The sequence below is a fragment of the Achromobacter marplatensis genome (assembly GCF_049060505.1).
Taxonomy (GTDB): Bacteria; Pseudomonadota; Gammaproteobacteria; order Burkholderiales; family Burkholderiaceae_B; genus Achromobacter; species Achromobacter marplatensis_A.
In genome coordinates this window covers 35,121-57,116 of record NZ_JBMGRB010000002.1, presented here as the reverse complement: position 1 = coordinate 57,116, position 21,996 = coordinate 35,121, and the positions used below count along the sequence as shown (strand labels likewise).

The window sequence follows — 21,996 nt, the reverse complement described above, 5'->3', positions numbered from 1 at the left end:
CTATCCGTCCTTTTGTATTTTGTTGCTGTGTAATACACTAGATAGCCCGGATGTTGGCTGTCAATCTGTTTTATGGCGCGGTATATGAAATCTAGGGAAAACGTGAATGCCAAGGATGCGAATTGGCATTGAGCATAGGAACCACTCGTGAAGCGCAGGAGCGCGATGCCATGCAGGAGCTAAGTCCCCTACAGATCGAAGTCGCCCGCAAGCTCACGGCGCTGATTTCCGGCGGCCGCTGGCAGGTGGGCGAACGGCTGTCGGATGCGCGCCTGGCGCAGGAACTCAAGGTGTCGCGGTCCCCGATCCGGCAAGCGTTGAATCTGCTGACGCGTCAGGGCCTGGTGGCGTATACGCCGGGCAAAGGCTACCGGCTGGAACGTGAACCAGGCAGCGACGAAAGCCTGGATGAACTGATGCCGCATTCCGAATCGGAAAGCCTGTACGGCGATTTGATGAGCGCGCGCGCGGTCGGCCGCCTGGGCGCTGAAGTGTCCGAGGCGCAACTGGTTGAACAATTTCAGGTGACGCGCGGCGCGGTGCGGCGCGCGTTGATGCGTTTTGCCACCGAGGGGCTGGCGGAGCGCCTGCCGGGGCATGGCTGGCACTTCGCGGAAAGCCTGGACAACGAGCAGGCGGTGAACGAGAGCTACGAGTTCCGGCTGATCGTCGAATGCAACGCGCTGATGACACCGGGCTATGCGCCGCGCCCCGACCAGTTGGCCGCCTTGCAGCGCGAACAGACCGAGATCCTGCAGATGCCCATCGGACAACTGCAACGCGACGCTTGGTTCAACGCCAACGCGGCCTTTCACGAGACCTTGGCGGCATGGTCCAACAACCGCTTCCTGACCGAGGCCGTGCGGCGCCAGAACTCGTTGCGGCGCATGACGGAGTACGCCAATTTCGGGCACTTGGCCGAGGTCCATATCCACCAGGCGTGTACGGATCACCTGGGGATCTTGGCGGCGCTGGCCGAGGGGGATCGCGATTACGCAACCGCGCTGCTCAGGCGGCACATCACGCGGTCGGCGGATATCTAGACGCGGGCCCGATGCCAGCAGGGCAGAGACGCAACCCGGCGTGCGACCTGCCGGCGTGGCCGTCGTAATTCGACAACAGATAATGAAGATGCGAATCAGTTGCATTACACTTCCTCCCGATTCAGCAGACCGCTGTGAGAGAGGGAGTCAACATGCAAGTTCACCGGTCGGGTGGCCGTCCATCCAATCGTCGTCGCCGATCCACGCCGTGCGCCCTTGAAGGGCATCCCACACGCAGCGCTTGCGTGGCATGGGGGCTTTTCCTGGCGCTGGCATCCGTCGCCGCGGCGGCGCAGGAAGGTGGAATATCCACGCTGCCAAGCGTGCAGGTGGTGGGCGAGGGCGATGCCACTACAACGGAAGGCACCGGTTCATACACGCCGCGCGCCACCGCCGCCGGCACCGGGTTGGCGTTGACGCTGCGCGAGACGCCGCAATCGGTCACCGTCGTGACGCGCCAACGCATGGACGACGAAGACATGCGGTCGCTGGCCGACGTGATGGCCAGCACGCCAGGCATCTCGGTGCAGAACTACGACAGCGAGCGGTACTCGTTCAGTTCGCGCGGCTTTGCCGTCAGCAACTACATGTATGACGGCATCCCCACGAGTTTCGACACCGGTTACGCCGCCGGTGAATCGTCCGTCGATCCCATCATCTATGACCGCGTGGAGGTCGTGCGGGGCGCCACCGGCCTGTTGACCGGCGCCGGCAATCCCTCCGCGTCCATCAACCTGGTGCGCAAACACGCCATCAGCCGCGAGTTCAAGGCGGACCTTAGCGTCAGCGCCGGCACGTGGGACAACTACCGCGGCACGCTGGATCTGTCGACGCCGCTGAACACCGACGGCAGCGTGCGCGGCCGCATCGTATCCGCGTATCAGGACAGCCATTCTTTCCTGGATGGTTATCAGAACAAGAAGACGGTTTTCTACGGCGTGGTGGACGCGGACCTGACCTCGCGCACCACCCTTAGCGCAGGCTTCAACTACCAGGACAATGACCCGCAGCGCAGCAGTTGGGGCGGATTTCCGCTGTGGTACGCGGACGGCGGCCGGACTGACTGGAAGCGTTCGTTGAACACGGGGGCCGATTGGAGTTCGTGGGCAAGCACAACCCAAGGCGGGTTCGCCAGCCTGGAGCACCGCTTCGACAATGACTGGCGCGTGCAGGCGGTGGCATCGCACTCCAAGCACGAGATGGACGGCAAGCTGTTGTACCTGTACGGGTGGCCCGACCGCGAGACCGGCCTGGGCATGGGCGCGTCGCCGTCCTGGTATCTGGGCGACCGCAAGCAGAACAGCGTCGACGTCAAGGCGTCGGGCCCGTTCACGATGTTCGGCCGCCGCCACGAGGCCGTCGTGGGCGCAAGCTTCAACCGCCAGTACGCGGACTTCGACTACCGGTCGTCCTTATCCGCCGCGCCGGTCGGCAACTTCCTGGATTGGGACGGCTCGTATCCCGAGCCGGACTGGAACGGCACATCGGTCACGGCCAGCCGCTACACGACCAAGCAAACCGGCTGGTACGGCGCGTTGCGGCTGAATCTGGCCGATCCGCTGAAACTGATCGTCGGCGGCCGTTACAGCACGTGGAAGACGGACTCCGTCGGCTTCGGCGGCGGCGATCACACCGCTTTCGATAAGAACGCCTTCACGCCGTATGCCGGGCTGCTGTACGACATCAACGACACCTACACCGCCTATGTGAGCTACACGGGGATTTTCAATCCGCAAAGCTACCAGGACCGCACCGGCGGTTGGCTCGACCCGCTTGAAGGCAAGTCCTACGAGGCGGGCGTCAAGGGCGAATTCCTGGAAGGGCGCCTGAACGCCAGCGCCGCCGTGTTCCAGATCGATCAGGACAACGTGGCGCAGGCCGATACGGGATACCTGGTGCCGGGCACGATCAACCAGGCTTATCGGGCCGCGCAAGGCACGCGCAGCCGAGGCTTCGACCTGGAAGTGTCGGGCGAAGTCACGCCGGGCTGGAACGTGGCGGCGGGCTGGTCCCATTGGACCGCCAGCGATGGCGAGGGCAAGGCGATCCAGACCGACCAGCCGCGCAGCCTGGTGCGTGTGTTTACGACGTATCAGCTGCCCGGCGACTGGAACAAGCTGACGGTGGGCGGCGGCGTCAACTGGCAGAGCCACGTCTACACCATCGCCAGCGGCCCCAATGGCGCCGAGCGCGTGGGCCAAGGCAGTTATGCCATCACCAACCTGATGGCGCGCTATCGGTTCAACCGAAATCTGTCGGCGCAGCTGAACGTGAACAACCTGTTCGACCGCAAGTACTACAGCCAGGTGGGCTTCTACAGCCAGGGCGCGTGGGGCGCGGGGCGCAGCGCCATGATGACGATGCGCTATCAGTATTAACCGCGCTTGGCGGGGGCCCGATGCTGCGGCGCCAGCGGGCAGGCCGCGCAGTATTGCGCGGTGGGCAAAAGGTGGTAGAGGCAGCACTCGCGGTGCAGCGTCACCGCGGGCCCCGGGCCGCGTGATGTCCGGGGCGGCAGGCAAAGGGGATTAGCGCGTCCGTGCGCCGGGTCGCCCCACCAGGGGTTTTCCAGCAACGCCAGCCTGTCCTGGCGGACCGCGTCGCTTGCCGCCGTACCGTGCGTCTGCGTCTCGACCGCCTTAAGCACCACTTCCAGGTAGCGCACCGTGCCGCCCCACACCACTTTGCGCGGCAGCCGGCTGGCGTGAAACAACGCGTCGGCCAAAGGCAGCAGGTGGTGCCAGACCAGCGCGTCGTACCGGCGCCACACGTCGCCGTCGGGGTCCGGGGCGCCCAGCTCCAGGATCTGGAAACGGGCAGGCGCCGCGTTGGCGTCCAGTTCGATCCACATGGCGTCGCTGCGCGTGGGCAGCGCGTGGCGCGCGCCGCTGGCGGCCGTGGCCACGGGCGGCAGCAGCGTCCACAGGTAGCTCATGGCCCACGCGGACGCCACGGCCCGTGGATCGGCATCCGACCAATGGCGGCGATGGCGGGCAAGCGCGTCGGCCAGTCGGGGTTCATCGCCCAGCAAAGCAGCGGCCTTGCATGCGCCGGCGGGCGGCGCGGCAAGCTGCACCGTTTCGGCGAAGGGGCGCCAGTCTTCGCGGAAGAAGGGCTGCAGCAACGCGATCATGCGCGCGGTGCCTGCATGGGACGGATCATCGTGTTCGGATAGGAAGGGGACCCGGGGCCGGCGGATGCCGGCCTGCGAAGAACCGCAGCGTAAAGAGAAAGCGGCGGCAGTGCAAATGCGCCGCTGCGGGGCTGGCGGTGTCAGTCGGCGACGCACAGCGCGACCGGGCAATCGCGCAGGAGTTCGTCCACGTCTATGTCGCCAGCGGCGTCGATGCGCGGACGCTGTCCGGTCAGCGTGTTCAGCAGGCCGTCCGGAAGTGTTGGCGCTGGGAGCCGCATGCGGGTGCCGGTCCAGACGCGGTACGCCTGCGCCGCCGCCTGGCCCTGCGCATAGGCGCTAAGCGCCAGCGCGCAACACCGCGGCACGACGACCAGCACGCTGCGGGCATCGTGCCGCCGAAGGTAGGCCACCACATGGGCAGCCTGCGGACCGTGCACGGTCAGCGGTTCGTGGCGTCCGTGGCTGAACAGCTCGGGATCGCGGGCGCGCAGATGCAGCGCGCGGCGGATCAGGGCCTGCTTGATCGCGCCGGTTTGCCAAGCCTGTGCGCCCGTGGCGATCGGTTCGCCTGCATCGTCCGACGCCAGCAGGCCCGCCCGCGCCGCGTAATCGACCGGGCGGCGGTTATCGGGATCGACCAGGCTGAAGTCCCATAGGTCCGTGCCCTGATAGAGATCCGGCACGCCGGGCAGCGTGCACCGTAGCAAGGTTTGCGCAAGGCTGTTCACCAGGCCCGCAGGGGCGATGCGCAACGCGTGCTCGCCGATTTCACGCAGCAGGACGCGGCCCTCGTCCGTGTCCTTGAGCGCGTCGACGCAACGGCGCGCCGCGCGTTCGTAGGCCGGATCGGGATCCGTCCAGCTGGTGCGCAGCTTGGCCTCGCGCAGCGCCTTTTCCTGCCATTGCGCGATGCGGTCCAGGTAGTTTGCCAACGGCCCGTCCGGAGAATCGGGGGCAAGGTCAAGCGGCCAGGCGCCCACCAGGCATTGCAGCAGCAGATAGGCATCGGCCGGCGCGATGGGGCCAAGCCGGGCCAGGCGCGGGACCCAGCCTCGGGCAAGGCCGATCCATGCGTGGGGCGCTTCACTCAGCACGGCCAGGCGGGCTCGCGTGTCTTCGCCCCGCTTGTGGTCGTGGGTGGCCGTGGCGAGCATGGCGAGGGGGTAGCGGGCGGCGCGCTGGGCGCAGAGCGCGTGGAATGCGTCGGGCGACAGCGAAAATCGCTCGGGGCTTGATCCCACCTCGTTGCGCGACAGCAGCGGCCCGCGCCGGTAGAACAGCGTGTCTTCCAGCGCTTTGGCCGCCAGCGGCGGCGTCAGCTGTTGAAAGCGCCGCAGGCCGTGCGCCAACGCGCCGGCCAGGGCAGGGCCGGCGGAAGTGGCGCCGCTGTGTGCCGCCGGGCTTTTTTCCGGCGCAGCGCCGCCAAGCCATTGCCCTATTTGCGCAAGCAGCCGTGCGTCGGCCGTGTTCGGCCCCAACCGCGCGCGAGCCGCGTCCAGGGCGATGCCCATCCAATCGACATCGGCGGGGCTGCGGCCCCCGTCTTCCGCATAGGTGCGATACACCGGAAACGCGGCCAGCAATGCGGTCAGCACGCGATCAATGGCGGCGAACGTCCAGTCGCGCGTCGCCGGGTCCAGGCGGGCGACGTTTACCAGCGCATGCGCCAGCGCCAGGCGTTCCGCCGGGAAGTGCCGGGCCAGCATCCGTTGGCGCGCATCCAGCAATTGGGCCGGCGCGTCGCGGGGATCGCCGCTTAGCGTGTTCCAGAACGCCTTCAGCGGCGCTTCGGCGTCGGGCGCATGCAGCAACGCGCCCACCTGGTCCATGAAGTCGTAGCCGGTCGTGCCGTCGACGGGCCAGCGGGAATCCAGGGTTTCGCCGTCGGCCAGTATCTTCTCCACGACGAGGTAGGCCCTTGCGCGTTCCGCGCCGGCCTGCGTCAGCGCCTGGCGCAGCCGGCGCAAATACGCGCCGGGGCTCGCCAGGCCGTCGACGTGGTCGATGCGTAAGCCGTCCAGGACACCTTCCCGATACAGCCGCAACACCATGCCATGCACGGCGTCGAAGATGGCCTCGTCTTCGACGCGCACGCCGACCAGTTCGCTGATTTCGAAGAAACGGCGCCAGTTGATCTGCTCGGGCGCGGTACGCCACCATGTCAGCCGGTAATGCTGGCGTTCCAACAAGTCGTGCAGGCGTGCACGCCCGTCGTCGGCATGGGGATCATAGGCGGCGCAAGTGGCGGCGACCTCCTGGGCGTCGGCGGCGAAGCCGGGTGCGACGGGCAAGTGCAGGTCGCCGACAGCCACCCGGTAATCATCGGCGTCATGGATTAGCCTGATGTCGCCCGTTTTCAGGCAGTGCCCATAAGGTTCGGGCAGCACCGGCAGCAAGATCTTGCCGTGCAAGGCCGGGTCGGGCGGCTGCCAATCGATATCGAAAGCGCCCGCGTGCGGACTGCGCTGCCCCAGGCGCAGCACGTCGGCCCACCATGCGTTGGCGGGATGCGCGGCCATGTGGTTAGGCACGATGTCGGCGATCAGCCCCAGGCCCAGCGGTTGGGCCGCGGCGGCCAGGCGGCGTAACGCGGGCTCTCCGCCCAGCGCCTCGCTGACGCGCTGGTGATCGATCACGTCGTACCCATGGGTCGACCCGCTACGGGCTTCGGTGATGGGCGACAGGTACAGGTGGCTGACGCCCAGCGCGGCATAGTACGGAAGCTGCGCACGGGCGTCGTCCAGCGTGAATCCCGCGTGCAGTTGCAGGCGCGCGGTGGCGCGGGGCGCGTTCATGGCGGGCTCCTAGTCATGGCGTCCTCGAATGGCGCGTACCGATTGCAGGCGCGCGATGCTGGCCGGCGCATTCAGGCAATCGGCGACGGACAGCGGGGCGCGTTGTCGCCAGTTGGGGTGATGGGCGACGGTGCCGGGCAGATTGGGCTGATCCAATTGGCCCGTCAGGTCTTCCAGCGTCACCAGCATCAACGGGCAGGGCGTTGCCGCGACGAAGCCCAGCAATTCCGCGCCCGGCGGTTCACGGGGAAGCGGCAACGTGGATGCGGTGGGCGACGATGTCTGCACGGCGCGCCATAAGGCGGCTCGGTCTGCAAGCCGTCCGGCGCGCAGCGTGGCCTCGTCCTGTTCCGGACCCAACAACCCTAGCCGCGAGCGCCACAGGATGTCCTGCGCATGCCACCAGCCCTCCAGCGTGGGCAGATCGTGCGTGGTGGTCATGGCGACGGCGTGCGGCGGCCAGTCGGCGGGCGCCAGGAAATCGGCCGGTTCGGCGGGGGGCGCGTTGGGGCCAGGCGCCGGCGCTGACGGATCGGGCGCCATCGCCGGTGCGTCCGGCGCCGCCGTTGATGGGTCGGGCATCGGATGGGCCGTGTTCGTCGCCGGATCGGGGGCGCGCATGAACCACAGCACGTTCATGCCAAGCAGGCCGTGTTCCTGCAGGCGGTCGTCGAAGCCTTCGGGCACCGTGCCCAGGTTTTCGCCGATGACCAGCGCGCGGCGCAGCCAGGCTTCCAGCGCCGTCAGGCGTAGCAACGGCGTCAGCGGGTAGCGCAGATATGCGCCGTCTTGAGGCGGGGCGCCATCCGGAATCAGCCACATTCGCGCCATGCCCAGGATATGGTCGATGCGCACGCCGCCCGCTTGGGCCAGGCTGGCGCGCAGCATCGCCAGAAACGCCGTGTATCCCGATTGCCGCAACGCGGCGGGCGACAGCGCAGTCAGGCCCCAACCCTGGCCCTGCGGATTGTGCAGATCCGGCGGCGCGCCCACGTGGGTGCGCGTCATCAGGTCGGCCTGACGGCTCCAGGCGTGGCTGCCCACGGGGCTGCCGCCCACGGCCAGATCCGCCACCAACCCGATGCGCATTCCGGCGTGGCGCGCGGTTTGCTGGGCTTGCGCCAGGCTGGCCGATGCCAGCCACTGGCTGAACATGTGCGCGTCGACGTCCGCCGCGTGCGCATCGGCGTAGCGTTGCACGGCAGCGGAACGCGGGTCGCGCAGGTCGGCCGGCCATGCGGTCCAGGGAACCGGCGCGCCTTGCGCGCGCGTCTGGTCCGCATGCAACGCTTCAAACAAGGCGTGGTCACGCAGGTCTTGCCCCGCTGCGTCGCGGTAATCGTCATAGGCCTTGCGCTGGGCCGGCGCGGCGGTGGCGGGGAAGCGGGCGTGCAGGCGCCGCAGCAATTCCAGACGCGACGCCGCAGCGGCCGGCCAGTCGATCAGCGGCCGCGCGTCCAGGGCGCGTAACCGCGTCTGATCCATGCCGGCCAATGCGTCATGCACCACTGCCTTGCCCAGCACGCTGGCAGGGTCTGCGTACAAGGTATTCAAGAACAGGCGGCTGGATGGGGAATAGGGGCTGCATTGTGCCGGGTCCGCGGCGAACATGGCATGGACCGGGCTGATTGCAAGCGCGTCCGCGCCTGCGGCCCCCGCAGCGGCGGCCAGGTCGCCCAGCGCGCCGAAATCGCCGAAGCCGTGCGTGGCCACCGCGAGATCCGGGGACGGCCGCCGCAGGCTGTAGAGCTGGACGGCCAATCCCCACGCGCGGGCATCCTTGACGCGAAGTAGCTCGTCGATGGCCGGCGCGCGCGGGGGCGCGATCGCCAGTGTCGTGACGCCGCCGGGCGTGGTCAACGTGTAGTAGCCGGGTTCGGCGGGCGCGCGTAGCGTGGCCGTGCCGTTGTCCGCCTTGATGGCGCGGGCGGTCATCAGGGAATGCGATGTGGCCTGTATCTGGCAGATGCCGGCGCAATGCGCGGGGAGCTCGATCGCGTCGCCGGGCAGCGCGATCAGCATCGGGGCCAGGTGGCTTTGCGCCGAGGCGGCGGCCAGGCGGTGACGGCTGTCGCGGATGTCCTCGTCTGAGTCGGCCGGCAGATCCATCGCGCCCAGCAAGGCGCGCAGCGTATCAGGCGAAACACGGCGCGGACGGTGGTCGGCGCCTATCCAGTCTTCGATGATCCCCGCCTCGGCGGCCAAGGCCGACAAGGCGCTTTGGGCGGGCGCGTTCATTCGGCGTCCTCAAGCAGCCAGACCGTGCTGTCGGCGCACAGGCTACCCAGGCCCAACGCGTCGAACGCGCCCGGCCGGGATTCGAACAGCAGCGAGGAAAACAGCGGACCGGTCGGCGCCAGGCCGGGGGGCAGCGCTTGCCGGTCCGGGCCCAGGTTGGCGTAAAGCGTCAGCAGGGCGCGATCGCCCAGAAGCCATTGCGCGCGCACCGCATCCGGCCCCACGGCGCACGCCTCGACGCTGCGCGTGCCGGGCAGCCGCGGCGCGATCGCGCGCTGGCGCAAGTGCAGCAGCGCCCCGTACAGGGTGCGCCAAACCTGCGCATCGCCGCTGTCGTCGTTCCCGTCTTCATCCGCGGCGCTTGCGGGGGGCCACGGCACGCTTTGCGCCCAAGTGGCTTCGGCGTTCGGATCCGGCAAGGCGGCGGCATCGGCCGCGCTGAAACCGGGAAAGGCCGAGAATTCCCGGCGCCGTCCGTCGCGCACCGCCTGCGCCAGGGCCGCGTCCGCGTGGCTGGTGAAATAGAGGAACGGCGCGCGGCTGCCGCTTTCTTCGCCCATGAAGATCAACGGAATCTGCGGCGCCAGCAGTTGCAGCGCAACCGCGGCGCGCAGGCGCTCCGGGTTGTCGACCAGGACGGTCAAGCGCTCGCCCGCCGCGCGGTTGCCGGTCTGGTCGTGGTTCTGCAGGAACAGCACGAAGGCGGTGGGCGGAAGATGGCCGCTGGGTTCGCCGCGCAGCGCGCCGTGCCGCGCGCGCGAGGGCTGGCCCTGGTACAGCCAGCCCTGCGCCAGGCAACGCGCCAGGGCCTGGGCGGGTTGGTCGGCATAGTCGGCGTAGTAGCCGTGGGACTCGCCGGTCAACAGGTGGTGCAGCACGTGGTGCGCGTCGTCGTTCCATTGCGCGTCATAACCCTGGCTGAGCAGGCTGGCGCGGTTGTCGTCGTTTTCCAGGACCAGGTGGATATGGCGCTGCGCCGGAATCTGGCCACGCACGAACTGCGCCAGTTCCACCAGCCACTCCGGGTCGGGGATGGCGTGCACGGCGTCGAGCCGCAGGCCGTCGAAGCGGAATTCCGTCAGCCAGTACAAGGCGTTTTCTTCGAAGTAGCGGCGCACGGCGGGCTGGCGGAAATCGATGGCAGGGCCCCACGGCGTTGACACGTCGTGCCGGAAGAATGGCGCAGCGTATTGCGGCAGATAGTTGCCGTCGGGGCCGAAATGGTTGTAGACCACGTCCAGCATCATGCTGATGCCCAAGCCGTGCGCCGTGTCGATCAGGCGCTTGAGCGCGTCCGGCGAGCCATAGGCTTCATCCGGCGCATAGGGCAGCACGCCGTCGTAGCCCCAGTTGCGCGGGCCGGGGAAGTCGGCCACGGGCATCAGCTCGACCACGGTGACGCCCAGCGCGGCCAGCTCGGGCAGCTTGGCGGTCAGCCCTGCAAAGCCGCCCGCCAGGCCCGCGTGCGCTTCGTATATGACGGCTTCCGACCAGGGGCGGCCATGCCAGGACGGGTGCTGCCAAGGGTAGGCGTCGGGTCCGGGGACGACGCTGGCGCCATGCACGTCGCCGTCTTGCTGACGTGATGCCGGATCCGGCACCAGCAGGCCATCCCCGATGCGGTAGCGATACCGGGTGCCGGGCGGGCAATCCACCTCGATCTGGGCATAGCCATCGTGGCCCGGATGCAGCGCGATGGGGTCGCGCCCGTCAATGACCAACGCCAGCGCGGCGGGCGCGGTGGGGGCCCACAGGCGGAAACGCGTGCGGCCGTCGGGCAGGGGCAGGGCGCCGTGGGTATAGGGTTCGGGCCACGCCGTCATGATGTGCCTCCGGGGATGCAGGCGGCCGACAGCAGCACCAGGCCGTGGGCTTGTACCGTGATGCCGGTATCGGAGACCGGCGCGGCCGGGACCGGTGTGGCGGAGTCCAGTTCGCGTATCCAGGGCAGGCCGGGCTGGGGCAGCGTGAACGCAACGGGTTCATCGCCCGGGTTCAACAGCAGCAGGGTGATGTCCGCGCTGCCGTCATCGCGCAACGCGGCGCGGCGCAGGGCCATGGCGAGGGTCTGCGGATCGTCCCACGATGCCTGGCCGATCGGGCTGCCATCCGCGTCGAACCAACTGATGGCGGCGACGCCGGGGCAGACTTCCTGGGCGGCGTCGCCGAAGCGCGCGGCGCGCAGGCTGGGGTGATCGCGCCGCAGCGCGACGGCGCGCGCGACGAAGTGGCTCAGCGCGCGTCCGGCGTCGCTCTGGGCCAGGGTCCAGTCCAGCCACGACAAGGGGCCGTCCTGGCAGTACGCGTTGTTGTTGCCGTCCTGGCTGTTGCCGAATTCATCGCCGGCCAGCATCATCGGCGTGCCGTCGGACAGGAACAGCGTCGCCAGCAGCGCCCGCTGCACCTGGCCGCGCCGCTCCAGGATGGCATCGTCCTGCGTCGGTCCTTCCTCGCCCCAGTTGCGGCTGTAGTTTTCGGCGTGGCCGTCGTTGCCGTTCTCGCCGTTGGCCTCGTTGTGGCTGGCGTCGTAGCTGACCAGGTCCTGGGTGGTGAAGCCATCGTGCGAGGCCACGAAGTTCACGCTGGCCCAGGGCCGGCGGTGGCGCCGGTCGAAGACGTCGCGTGAGCCGCACAGCCGGGCCGCCATGTCGCCGCGCATGCCTTCATCGCCGCGCCAGTAGCGGCGGACGGTGTCGCGGTAGCGGTCGTTCCATTCGGCCAGCCCGGGCGGGTGGTTACCTAGTTGATAGCCGTCGGGGCCGATGTCCCACGGTTCCGAGATCAGCTTCACGCCGGCCAGCGCCGGATCCTGCAGCAGGGCATCGAAGAAGCCGGATCCCGGGTCGAAGCCCGTGCCTTCGCGCCCAAGCGTCACGCCCAGGTCGAAACGGAACCCATCCACCCCGTAAGACTGCGTCCAATAGCGCAGCGAATCCATCACCATCTGCAGCACGCGCGGATGCGACAGGTTCACCGTGTTGCCGCAACCGGTGTCGTTGATGTAGTAGCGCTCTTCGCCCGGCATCAGGCGGTAATAGCTGGCGTTGTCGAGTCCGCGCCACGACATCGTGGGCCCGAGTTCGCTGCCTTCGCAGGTATGGTTGTAGACCACGTCCAGAATCACTTCCAGGCCGGCCGCGTGCAAGCGGCGCACCGCCTGGCGCAGGTCGTTCGGGCCGCGCTGCAGATACGCGGGTTCGGGCGCGAAGAACGACAGGGTGTTGTAGCCCCAGTAATTGCGCAACCCGCGTTCAAGCAAAAACCGGTCTTGCAGAAAGGCGTGCACCGGCAGCAATTCAACGGCGGTGACGCCCAGGCGGTGCAGGTGTTCAATGAAACGCGGGTCCGCCAGGGCGGCGCAGGTGCCGCGCAGCGGCTGGCGCAGGTCTTCGCGCTGCATCGAGACGCCGCGCAAATGCACTTCGTAGATGGTCGTGTCGGCCCACGCGGTGTGTGGCGCCTTGCTGTTGCCCCAGTTGAACGGCACGTCTTCCGTCACGATGGCTTTGGGCATTGCGGGCGCGCTGTCGCGGCGGTCCATCGACAAGTCCGCGCGGGCGTGATTCAGCCGGTAGCCGAACAGCGCGTCGCTCCAGCTGGGCGAGCCGGTCAGTTGGCGCGCGTAGGGGTCCAGCAGCAGCTTGTGCGGATTGAATCGGTGCCCGTTACGCGGGTCATAAGGGCCGTGCGCGCGGTAGCCGTACACCAGCCCCGGCTGGGCATCGGGCAGGTAGCCATGCCAGATTTCGTCGGTGCATTCGGGCAAATCGAAGCGCCGCAGTTCCTTGCGGCCGCGTGCATCGAACACGCACAGTTCGATGCGCGTGGCGTTGGCCGAAAAGACGGCGAAGTTCACGCCCAGGCCGTCGCTGACCGCGCCCAGCGGATACGGCTGGCCGGTCGTGAGGCGGGGCAGTTGAGAGGGATCCATGGAGTCAGCCTTCCAGCGTGAAGAATAGGGTCGCCAAGGGCGGCAGCGTCAAAGGCAGGGATTGCGCGTGGCCGTGCGAGGGCTCGGCCACCGTGAACGCCGCGCCCTGATTGCCCTGGCCCGAGCCGCCATAGCAGCCGGCGTCGGTGTTCAGTGTTTCGATCCATCGTCCCGCCACGGGCACGCCGACCCGGTAGCCATGCCGCGCGACAGGCGTGAAATTCGACACGGCCAACACCAGTGATGTGCGGCCATGGCGCAGGAACGCGGCCACGCTGTTGTCGGCGTCGTCCATCACCACCCACGCGAACCCTGCCGGTTCGGCGTCAAGTTCGTGCAGGGCGGGCGTATCGCGATAGAGGCGGTTCAGGTCGGCCACCAGGCGCTGCACGCCCTTGTGGCCGGCGTCGTCCAACAACGTCCATTCCAGGGTGGCGTCATGATTCCATTCGGCCGGGCAGGCAAGCTCGCCCCCCATGAACAGCAGTTTCTTGCCCGGATGCGCCCACATGAAACCCAGATAGGCGCGCAGGTTCGCCAGTTTGGCCGCGCGGTCGCCCGGCATTTTGTTCAACAGGGAACCCTTGCCGTGGACGACTTCGTCATGCGACAGGGGCAGGATGAAGCGTTCGGAATAGGCATAAGCCATGCCGAAGGTGATGTCGTGGTGGTGGTATTTGCGGTACACGGGGTCTTCGTGCATATAGCGCAGCGTGTCGTGCATCCAGCCCATGTTCCATTTGTAGTGGAAGCCCAGGCCCCCTTCGGCCACCGGGGCCGTCACGCCGGGCCAGGCGGTCGATTCCTCGGCCACGACGATGGCGTCGGGCGTCTGCTCGCGCACGGTGGCGTTCAGCGCCCGCAGGAATTCGACCGCCTCCAGGTTCTCGCGGCCGCCGTGCCGGTTCGGGATCCATTCGCCGGGTTGGCGGCTGTAGTCGCGGTAAAGCATCGACGCCACGGCATCCACGCGCAGGCCGTCAATGTGAAAGTGCCGTAGCCAATGGATGGCGCTGGCGATCATGAACGCTTTGACTTCCGTGCGGCCCAGGTTGTAGACCAGCGTGTTCCAGTCGGGGTGATAGCCTTCGCGCGGGTCGGCGTATTCATACAGCGGCGTGCCGTCGAAACGGGCCAGGCCATGGACGTCATCGGGAAAATGCGCGGGTACCCAATCCAGGATGACGCCGATGCCGGCCGCGTGGCATCGATCGATGAAGCGGGCGAAAGCGTCGGGCGGACCAAAGCGCGCGGAAGGGGCGAACAGGCCAAGGGGCTGGTAGCCCCAGGATCCGCCGAATGGGTATTCCATGATCGGCATCAATTCGACATGCGAGAACCCCAAGGCGTGCGCGTAGGCGGGCAGCTTGTCGGCAAGCTGGTCCCAGACGCAGCGGTCGCCATCGGGCGCGAGCCAGGAGCCTGCGTGGACCTCGTAGATGGAAATGGGGGCGTGGCGCGCTTGGCGCCCGGCGCGGGATTGCATCCATGCGTCGTCCGTCCAGGGGTAGGGAGAAGGGTTGTCCACGACGGAGGCCGTGGCGGGGGCCGCCTGGGCGCGGCGCGCCATGGGGTCGGCTTTCTGGATGATGGCGCCATCGGCGCCGGTGATCGCGAACTTATAACGGTCGCCGGCCGCAACCCCGGGGATGAACAATTCCCAGACACCGGCCGCGTGGCGCAGCCGCATGGGGTGGCGCCGGCCGTCCCAACTGTTGAAGTCGCCCACCACGGCCACCCGCCGCGCATTGGGCGCCCACACCGCGCAGCGCAGCCCGTGGATGCCGTCCATATCGGTCAGCCGGGCCCCCAGCAATTCCAGCGCGGGGCGCCAATCGCCAGCCGCCAGCGCCTCCAGGTCCTGCGGCGACAGTACCGGGCCAAAGGCATAGGCGTCGGGCGTGATCTGTTCGGCGTCCGGCCATTGGATTGCCAGCCGGTACGAGCCGGGTTGGCCCGGGTGGGCGCCGGGCGCCGCGCCGGTATACAGGCCGTGCGCCTGTTCATGCAGAGCGGTGCGCTGGCCGTCTTGGTCGATGACCGACACGGCATGGGCGCCTGGCAGCAGCGCGCGGACCATGCCGTCGTGGGGCCCCAGCACCGCAAACGGGTCGGCATGCCGACCTGCGGCCAGGGCGGCGAGCGTGTCGGCGTCCACCTGGCCGGCGGGCGTGGCGCGGGGCGGCGGGGGGGCGGTGGGGCGGCGGTTCATTGGGATTTTTCCTCGGTGCTGATCGCGGCGGCCTGCAACTGCTCTCGGGCCAGCTCGGTCAGGGCGCACAGCGGGATCGAGATCCAGTCGGGACGATGGGCGGCCTCATAGCTGACCTCGTAAGCGGCTTTTTCCAGCAGCGCCAACTTCAGCAACGGTTCTTCCTGCGTGGCGGGCCGCGCCACGGCCGTGCTGGCGGCTTCGGCATACCCCTGCAGGAACGCCTCGGCGGCCCGCGACCCGAACCGCGCAAGCAAGGTGTCGCGCAGTTCCACCGGGGCGCCCGGCGCGGCGGCCGAATCGGCGGGGCCGGCATTGGCGTCCGTGGGCGCGCCGCCCAGGGGATCCCCGCGCGCGATGGACGCGGCGGCGTAATCGAACGAACGCAACATGCCGGCCACGTCTTTGTAGGGGCTGGCCGCCTGCCGTCGCGCTTGCAGGGACTGGATCGGTTCGCCTTCAAAATCGATCAGGTAGGCGTCGGTTTGGGCCACCAGCACTTGCCCCAGATGGAAGTCGCCATGCACGCGGGTCAGCGGCGCGCCGGTCAACGCCTGCGCCATGGCGCTGACCTGTTGGGTCAGGCGGGCGCGGTGCTCGAAGAACCATTGCGCGCAGGCGCGCGAAGGGGCTTCCAGGGTGTGCAGCACCGCGCGCAGGTCTTCGGCCGCGCGATCCAGCTGGGCGATAACCCGCGCGGCGTGCGCGTCGGCGTCTTCGGGGGTGGCCGTGCGCGGCGCGAAGGCGGCATCGTCGGACGGTTGCGCCAAGGCGTTGTGCAGTTCGGCCAGCCGGCGTCCGATCGTGGCCGCCATGACGGCGTAGCCTTCCAGGCTGGCTTCGAATTCCTCGGGGCTGTCTCCGCCCAACAGCGCGGCGCCCAGCGTGCGCTTCAGGTAGTCCAGCGTCCAGGTCCAGGCGTCGCCCTCGTTGGTAACGAAGGCGTGCAGCACGGCCAGCGTGTGCGGCACGCCGTCGGCGTCCACGCGCTGCACTTCGCCCAGCAGCGCGGGAATGTTGGCGTAGCCGGCGCGAGTCAGATGACGGGTCATTTCCACTTCGGCCGACACGCCAGGCTGCACGTTACGGATCAGCTTCAGGATCGCCTGCCCCCCAAGGATGACCGAACTGTTGGATTGTTCGCCGCTGATCCATTGCAGCGCGGGGTCGTCGCCAAGGTCCAGCGCGGTCAGGCCCGGTTCCGGCAGATAGCGGATGACGCCGGGCTTGTCGCCCGGCTTGCCGCCGTCGCGGCCGTCCAGCTCGCGCCCGGCGCGCAAGGCGTCGATCACGCCCAGCACGAAGCCCGGTTGCAGGAAGGCATCGGCAAGCGTGCCGACTTCGGCGCCCCGGCGCACGCGCGCGATGGGGTATTGCACCTGCGCCGTTTCGTCCCACACCAGCACGAACGGAGCCTGGGCGCGCCAGCCTTCGACGCCGTCTTCAGGCTGCACTTCGGCCCAGTAGTACTCGCCGCCCGCCGCGTTAAAGGGCGTGGCATAGGCCAGCCGCACGCGGGCTGGCGCGTGCGTGCCGGGAAACCAGCGCTGGCGCGCCAGGTATTCCGGCAGCACTTCATTTTCCAGCGTGGCGCGCGAGGCGTCGGTCAACGCGGCGCCGCCGCGCGATTTCAGCACCAGCGTGGTCAGTTCAGGCATCTGCGCCGGGCCGCTGGCATGCCAGCCGGGCGGGGCGGCGTCGGCGCTCAGGTCCATCCAGTAGAAGCCATACGGCGGCAGCGTCAGTAGATAGGGCAGTTCGCCGATGGCCGGGAAAGGCGTGCCGCCCAGCATTTCCACCGGCACGCGGCCATTGAAGGCCTGCAACGGCAATTCCACCGGTTGCGCGGCGTTCGACAGGTTCGCCACGCACAGGATGATCGTGTCGTTCCACTGGCGCAGGTAGGCCAGGATCTTGCGGTTGCCGGCCAGGATGAAGCGCAGCGTCCCCCGACCGAAAGCGTGCGTCTGGCGGCGCTGCGCCAGCATGCGGCGCGTCCAGTTCAGCAGCGAATGCGGATCCCGCTGCTGCGCTTCCACGTTGACGGCCTCGTAGCCGTACAGCGGCCCCATCAGCACCGGCAGCGGCAGGCGTTCGGGATCGGCCCGGGAAAAGCCGCCGTTGCGGTCGGGCGACCATTGCATCGGCGTGCGCACGCCGTCGCGATCGCCCAGATGCACGTTGTCGCCCATGCCCAGTTCGTCGCCGTAGTACAGCACTGGCGTGCCGGGCATCGACAGCAACAGGCTGTTCATCAGTTCCACCCGGCGGCGGTCGCGTTCCAGCAAGGGGGCCAGCCGGCGGCGGATGCCCAGATTGATGCGCGCGCGCGGGTCGGCGGCGTACACGCTCCAAAGGTAGTCGCGTTCGCGGCTGGTCACCATTTCCAGAGTCAACTCGTCGTGGTTGCGCAGGAAGATGGCCCATTGGCAGGTGGCGGGGATGTCGGGCGTCTGGCGGATGATGTCGGTGATGGGGAAGCGGTCTTCTTGCGCAATCGCCATGTACATACGCGGCATCAGCGGGAAATGGAACGACATATGGCATTCGTCGCCGGCGCCGAAATATTCCTGCGCGTCCTCTGGCCATTGGTTGGCCTCGGCCAGCAGCAGGCGGCCCGGGTATTCGGCGTCGATCACGGCGCGTATCTGCTTGAGCACCTGGTGCGTCTCGGGCAGGTTTTCGTTGTTGGTGCCCTCGCGTTCCACCAGATACGGCACCGCATCCAGCCGTAGTCCGTCCACGCCCATGTCCAGCCAGTGGCGCATGACGGACAGCACTTCCTTCAGGACCTGCGGATTGTCGTAGTTCAGGTCGGGTTGATGCGAATAGAACCGGTGCCAGAAATACGCCTGGGCCTCGGGGTCCCAGGTCCAATTGGATTTTTCGGTGTCACAGAAGATGATGCGGGTGCCGGCGTAGGCTTTGTCGTTGTCCGACCAGACATAAAAGTTGCGCGCCGCCGAACCCGGACGCGATGTGCGGGCACGCTGAAACCAGCGATGCTGGTCCGAGGTATGGTTCACGACCAGTTCGGTGATCACGCGCAGGCCCCGGGCGTGCGCCTCGCGGATCAGCTTGCGCACATCGGCCACGGTGCCGTAATCGGGATGCACGCCCCGGTAATCGGCGATGTCGTAGCCGTCGTCGCGCCGGGGCGATGGGTAGAACGGCAGCAGCCAGATCGTGTTCACGCCCAGGCTGGCGATGTAGTCCAGCTTCATGATGAGGCCGGGCACGTCGCCTACCCCGTCGTCATTCGAGTCGAAGAACGACTTCACATGCAACTGGTAGATGACTGCGTCCTTGTACCAAAGGCCGTCGTCCTTGAGGGGCTGGATTTCACTGATCATGGTGTTGGGCTCCGGGCGGCGTCAGCCATGCAGCGACAAGCGCCAGACGCGATAAGGTTGGTCGGGCGACAGCGCCACGGCACGCGTCGCGCCGTGCCAGGTGTCGCGGCTGTCCGTCAGCAGGTCTTCGGCCGTCAACTGCGCCGCGCCGGTTTGCACCGCGCCGGCCTGCGCCGCGCCGACGTCCACGCCCATTTCCGCGAATCGCCATAACGGCGGCTCCACGTAGGCGGTCTGCGGATTGAACGGATCCAGGCTGACCACCGTCAGCACGACATTGCCCAAACCGGGCGTGGCCTTCAAGAAGGCCAGCACGCGATCATTGCCGCTTGCAACCGCGGTCAGTCCGCGGTGGGTCTGTAAGGCAGGGTTGGCGCGGCGGATCTGGTTCAGGCGGGCGATCTCGGCGCGGATGTTGCCGGCCTGGCGCCAGTCGCGCGGACGCAGCTCGTATTTCTCGGAATCCAGGTATTCCTCCTTGCCGGGCACGGCGGCGGCCTCGCACAACTCGAATCCGCTATAGATGCCCCACAGGCCGGCGCCCATCGCGGCCAGCGCCGCGCGGATCAAGAAGCCCGCGCGGCCCGACGTCTGCAGGAACAGCGGGTTGATGTCGGGTGTGTTGACGAAGAAATGCGGACGGAAGAAATCGGCCGGCGGCGGCCGCGAGACCTCTTCCAGGTACGCCTGCAGTTCGGCCTTGTCGTTGCGCCACGTGAAGTAGGTGTAGGACTGCGTAAACCCCACTTTGGCCAGCCGATACATCATCTTGGGACGGGTAAACGCTTCAGACAGAAACAGCACGTCCGGATGCTGGCCGTGCACCTCGGCGATCAGCCATTGCCAGAACGGCAGCGGCTTGGTGTGCGGGTTGTCCACCCGGAAAATGCGCACGCCATGGTCGACCCAGAACAGCACCACGTCGCGCAGCGCACGCCACAACGCAAGCTTGCGGGTGCGACGCGGCGGCGCGCCGTAGAACGAGACATTCACGATGTCTTCATACTTCTTCGGCGGGTTCTCGGCATAGCGCAGCGATCCATCCGGGCGCCATGAAAACCAGTCGGGGTGCGCCTGTAGCCAGGGGTGATCGGGCGAACACTGGATGGCGAAATCCAGCGCCACTTCCATGCCGTGGCCATGCGCGGCCTGGACCAACCGCAGAAAGTCCGAAAGCGTGCCCAGCTTGGGGTCGATGGCGTCGTGGCCGCCTTCGGCCGCGCCGATGGCGTAGGGGCTGCCGACATCGTCCGGGCCTGCGGTCAGGCTATTGTTGCGGCCTTTCCGGTTGCGTCGCCCGATGGGATGGATGGGCGGCATGTACAGCACGTCGAACCCCATTTCCCGAATGTCGGGCAGCCGAGCGATCACGTCGTCGAAGGTGCCGTGGCGGCCGGGTTCACGCGCTTGCGAACGAGGGAACAGTTCATACCACGCGCCGTGGGCCGCTTGCGCACGGTCGACCCAGACCGGATAGCGGGTGGCCGTCACGGATTCAAAGGGATGCGCGTCCAGTTCGCGCATGGCGTGCGCCAGCCCGGCGCCCAGCAACAGGGCGACCTGCTCGTCGGTGGGCGCGACATCGGCGGGAACGTCCGGCAGGGCCTTCAGCGCGCGCTTGATCTCAGCTGCGTCGTCGCTTGCGGTGGGGAGGCGGCTGGCGCGCCTGTCGGCCTCGCGCAGCAGTTGCAGGCCCTCGGCGATTTCCAGCCCCAATGCGCGGCCGGCCCGATGCTTGACTTCGAGGTCGTGGCGGAACGTTTCCCAGGCGTCGAACCACGCCGCGACCTGGAACTCATGCGGCCCGATGCGGCGCGGGCGAAAGCTGGCTTGCCAGCGGTCGTTGGCGATCAGTTGCAGCGGCACGCGGCGCCAGTCCGGTTCGTCGGCCGCGCGCCACCGCAATTCGGCGGCGATACGGTCGTGACCGTCCATCACCAGATCGGCCTGGACGGTCACCCGTTCGTGCACGACGCATTTGACCGGGTGCGCGCCATCGTCCACGGCAGGCGAGACGCTTTCGATGGCGATGCGCAAACCGGCGCCCCCTTCGGTGCGGGGGCCGGGGTGCCGGGAGGCTTCGCGGACAGGGGGCGTCGGCGTGACCGCCATCACCGCGCAGCTGGCGGGGGCAAGGGCATCGCCGTCCGGCATCGGCGTTGCGGCGTCCGGATGCGGCACGATATCGCCCGGCGGCAAGCACGAGGCCACGGCATCCCAATCGATCCGGGCCAACGCCGAATCAGCGGGATTCAAGGCAAGGATCGCGGTGGCGCCTTCCGTTGCCTCGCGCAGGATCAGTGTCGCGCGGCCGTCGCGGCCGCTTAGCACATGGGGCCTGCCCGTCTGCAACGGCAGTGCGCCCAGCCAATGGTTGATCTGCCGCGCCGGGCCGGACGGATCGATGTCCGCTTCGTCCGCCAGCCAGCCATTGGCGGTGAAGGCGGCCGCCCAGGCCCGGCGGTGGTCGGCCGGCGGTCGGTCCGTAAAAGCCACGTCGTCCAACGGCAAGACGCTGGCCAGAACCGGGGCCACTTTTTCCAGCCGCGAGGCCTCTTCCGCCAGCCAACCCGACTTGTAGTCCCACCAGGCTAACGACGAGAACACGCCGTCGAAGCCCGCGCCGCGCAACGCCTCTATTTGCGGCGGGCTCATGCCGGGCGTCCAGGCCAGGCAAGCGACAGGGGCGTCGCGCCGCTGCAATGGCGCCAACAGAGCCTGCCACGCAGCGGCAGGCAAGCACTGCGGCGCCTCGAACAAGAAACCTGACACGCCAGCGTCGGCCCAACGCGCAAGGCGCGCGCCCCAAGATGCCGCGAAGCCGTCGGGGGGACCGTCGTTCAGCGCCATCAGCCCCCAGTCGCTGACGGGCAGACGGGGATCCCGCGCCGGTTCTTCCGGATGGGCGCGGTACCAGCCCGGCGGCGCGGTGCCAGCGCTGGCATCTACCGATACGCGGTCGAACCTCACGCGGACCCACAACGCCAGCTTGCGCTTCGCCGCGGCCTGCACCAGCCCAGCCAGCGTGTCCGTGATCGGTGCTGTCTGGTTCGCCTCCAGGCTCAGGTCGGCGTCGATGGGCGCCAGCGACGGGGCGTTGGCGGGCCGCAGCCAGGGCGGCGGGATCAGTACGGCATCGAAGCCCGCCTCGTGAATGCGCGAGAGCCGGGTGTCCCGCTCGGCGCCGCCTTCCACCGGCGCGCCGTTAGGAAAGCCGCGAGGCGCATGGCAGATGCGCAGCGGGGTGGGCGGGGCCGGAGCAAGGGGGACGTTGGCAGTCATGCGGAT

At 68.2% G+C, this 21,996-nt stretch carries 10 protein-coding genes; 2 read left to right on the top strand and 8 right to left on the bottom strand.

Features of this window, described 5'->3' with window-relative positions:
- The first annotated feature begins 170 nt into the window (after nucleotides 1–170).
- Nucleotides 171–1,043 (top strand): GntR family transcriptional regulator, encoded by an 873-nt coding sequence (locus ACI0FO_RS05080; RefSeq protein WP_416024643.1) that lies wholly within the window; start codon nucleotides 171–173, stop codon nucleotides 1,041–1,043.
- A gap of 245 nt (nucleotides 1,044–1,288) precedes the next feature.
- Complete coding sequence (gene fhuE, locus ACI0FO_RS05075; RefSeq protein WP_416024641.1) at nucleotides 1,289–3,421, top strand: ferric-rhodotorulic acid/ferric-coprogen receptor FhuE; 2,133 nt, start codon at nucleotides 1,289–1,291, stop codon at nucleotides 3,419–3,421.
- On the opposite strand, the gene fhuF is transcribed toward fhuE, so the two are convergent.
- From fhuF to ACI0FO_RS05035, 8 genes are all read right to left on the bottom strand, one after another.
- A complete protein-coding gene (fhuF, locus tag ACI0FO_RS05070) occupies nucleotides 3,418–4,176 on the bottom strand; it encodes a siderophore-iron reductase FhuF (protein WP_416024639.1) in 759 nt (252 codons plus the stop codon). The genes fhuE and fhuF overlap by 4 nt on opposite strands.
- 140 nt (nucleotides 4,177–4,316) lie before the next feature.
- A complete protein-coding gene (gene treY, locus ACI0FO_RS05065; RefSeq protein WP_416024637.1) occupies nucleotides 4,317–6,974 on the bottom strand; it encodes a malto-oligosyltrehalose synthase in 2,658 nt (885 codons plus the stop codon).
- Nucleotides 6,975–6,983: 9 nt separating this feature from the next.
- Nucleotides 6,984–9,212, bottom strand: a complete 2,229-nt coding sequence (gene malQ, locus ACI0FO_RS05060; protein ID WP_416024635.1) for a 4-alpha-glucanotransferase — start codon at nucleotides 9,210–9,212, stop codon at nucleotides 6,984–6,986.
- Complete coding sequence (treZ, locus tag ACI0FO_RS05055; RefSeq protein WP_416024634.1) at nucleotides 9,209–11,035, bottom strand: malto-oligosyltrehalose trehalohydrolase; 1,827 nt, start codon at nucleotides 11,033–11,035, stop codon at nucleotides 9,209–9,211. The genes malQ and treZ overlap by 4 nt, the downstream gene beginning before the upstream one ends.
- A complete protein-coding gene (gene glgX / locus ACI0FO_RS05050; RefSeq protein WP_416024632.1) occupies nucleotides 11,032–13,143 on the bottom strand; it encodes a glycogen debranching protein GlgX in 2,112 nt (703 codons plus the stop codon). Before glgX ends, treZ begins: the two co-directional genes overlap by 4 nt.
- Before the next feature lie 4 nt (nucleotides 13,144–13,147).
- Nucleotides 13,148–15,355 carry a 1,4-alpha-glucan branching protein GlgB gene (gene glgB / locus ACI0FO_RS05045; protein WP_416024630.1) on the bottom strand — a complete coding sequence of 736 codons (2,208 nt, stop codon included), beginning with the start codon at nucleotides 15,353–15,355 and terminating at the stop codon, nucleotides 13,148–13,150.
- Nucleotides 15,352–18,708 carry a maltose alpha-D-glucosyltransferase gene (treS, locus tag ACI0FO_RS05040; RefSeq protein WP_416024628.1) on the bottom strand — a complete coding sequence of 1,119 codons (3,357 nt, stop codon included), beginning with the start codon at nucleotides 18,706–18,708 and terminating at the stop codon, nucleotides 15,352–15,354. Before treS ends, glgB begins: the two co-directional genes overlap by 4 nt.
- Before the next feature lie 21 nt (nucleotides 18,709–18,729).
- On the bottom strand, nucleotides 18,730–21,990 hold the full coding sequence (locus ACI0FO_RS05035; RefSeq protein ID WP_416024627.1) for an alpha-1,4-glucan--maltose-1-phosphate maltosyltransferase: 3,261 nt from the start codon (nucleotides 21,988–21,990) through the stop codon (nucleotides 18,730–18,732).
- Between the last annotated feature and the right edge of the window lie 6 nt (nucleotides 21,991–21,996).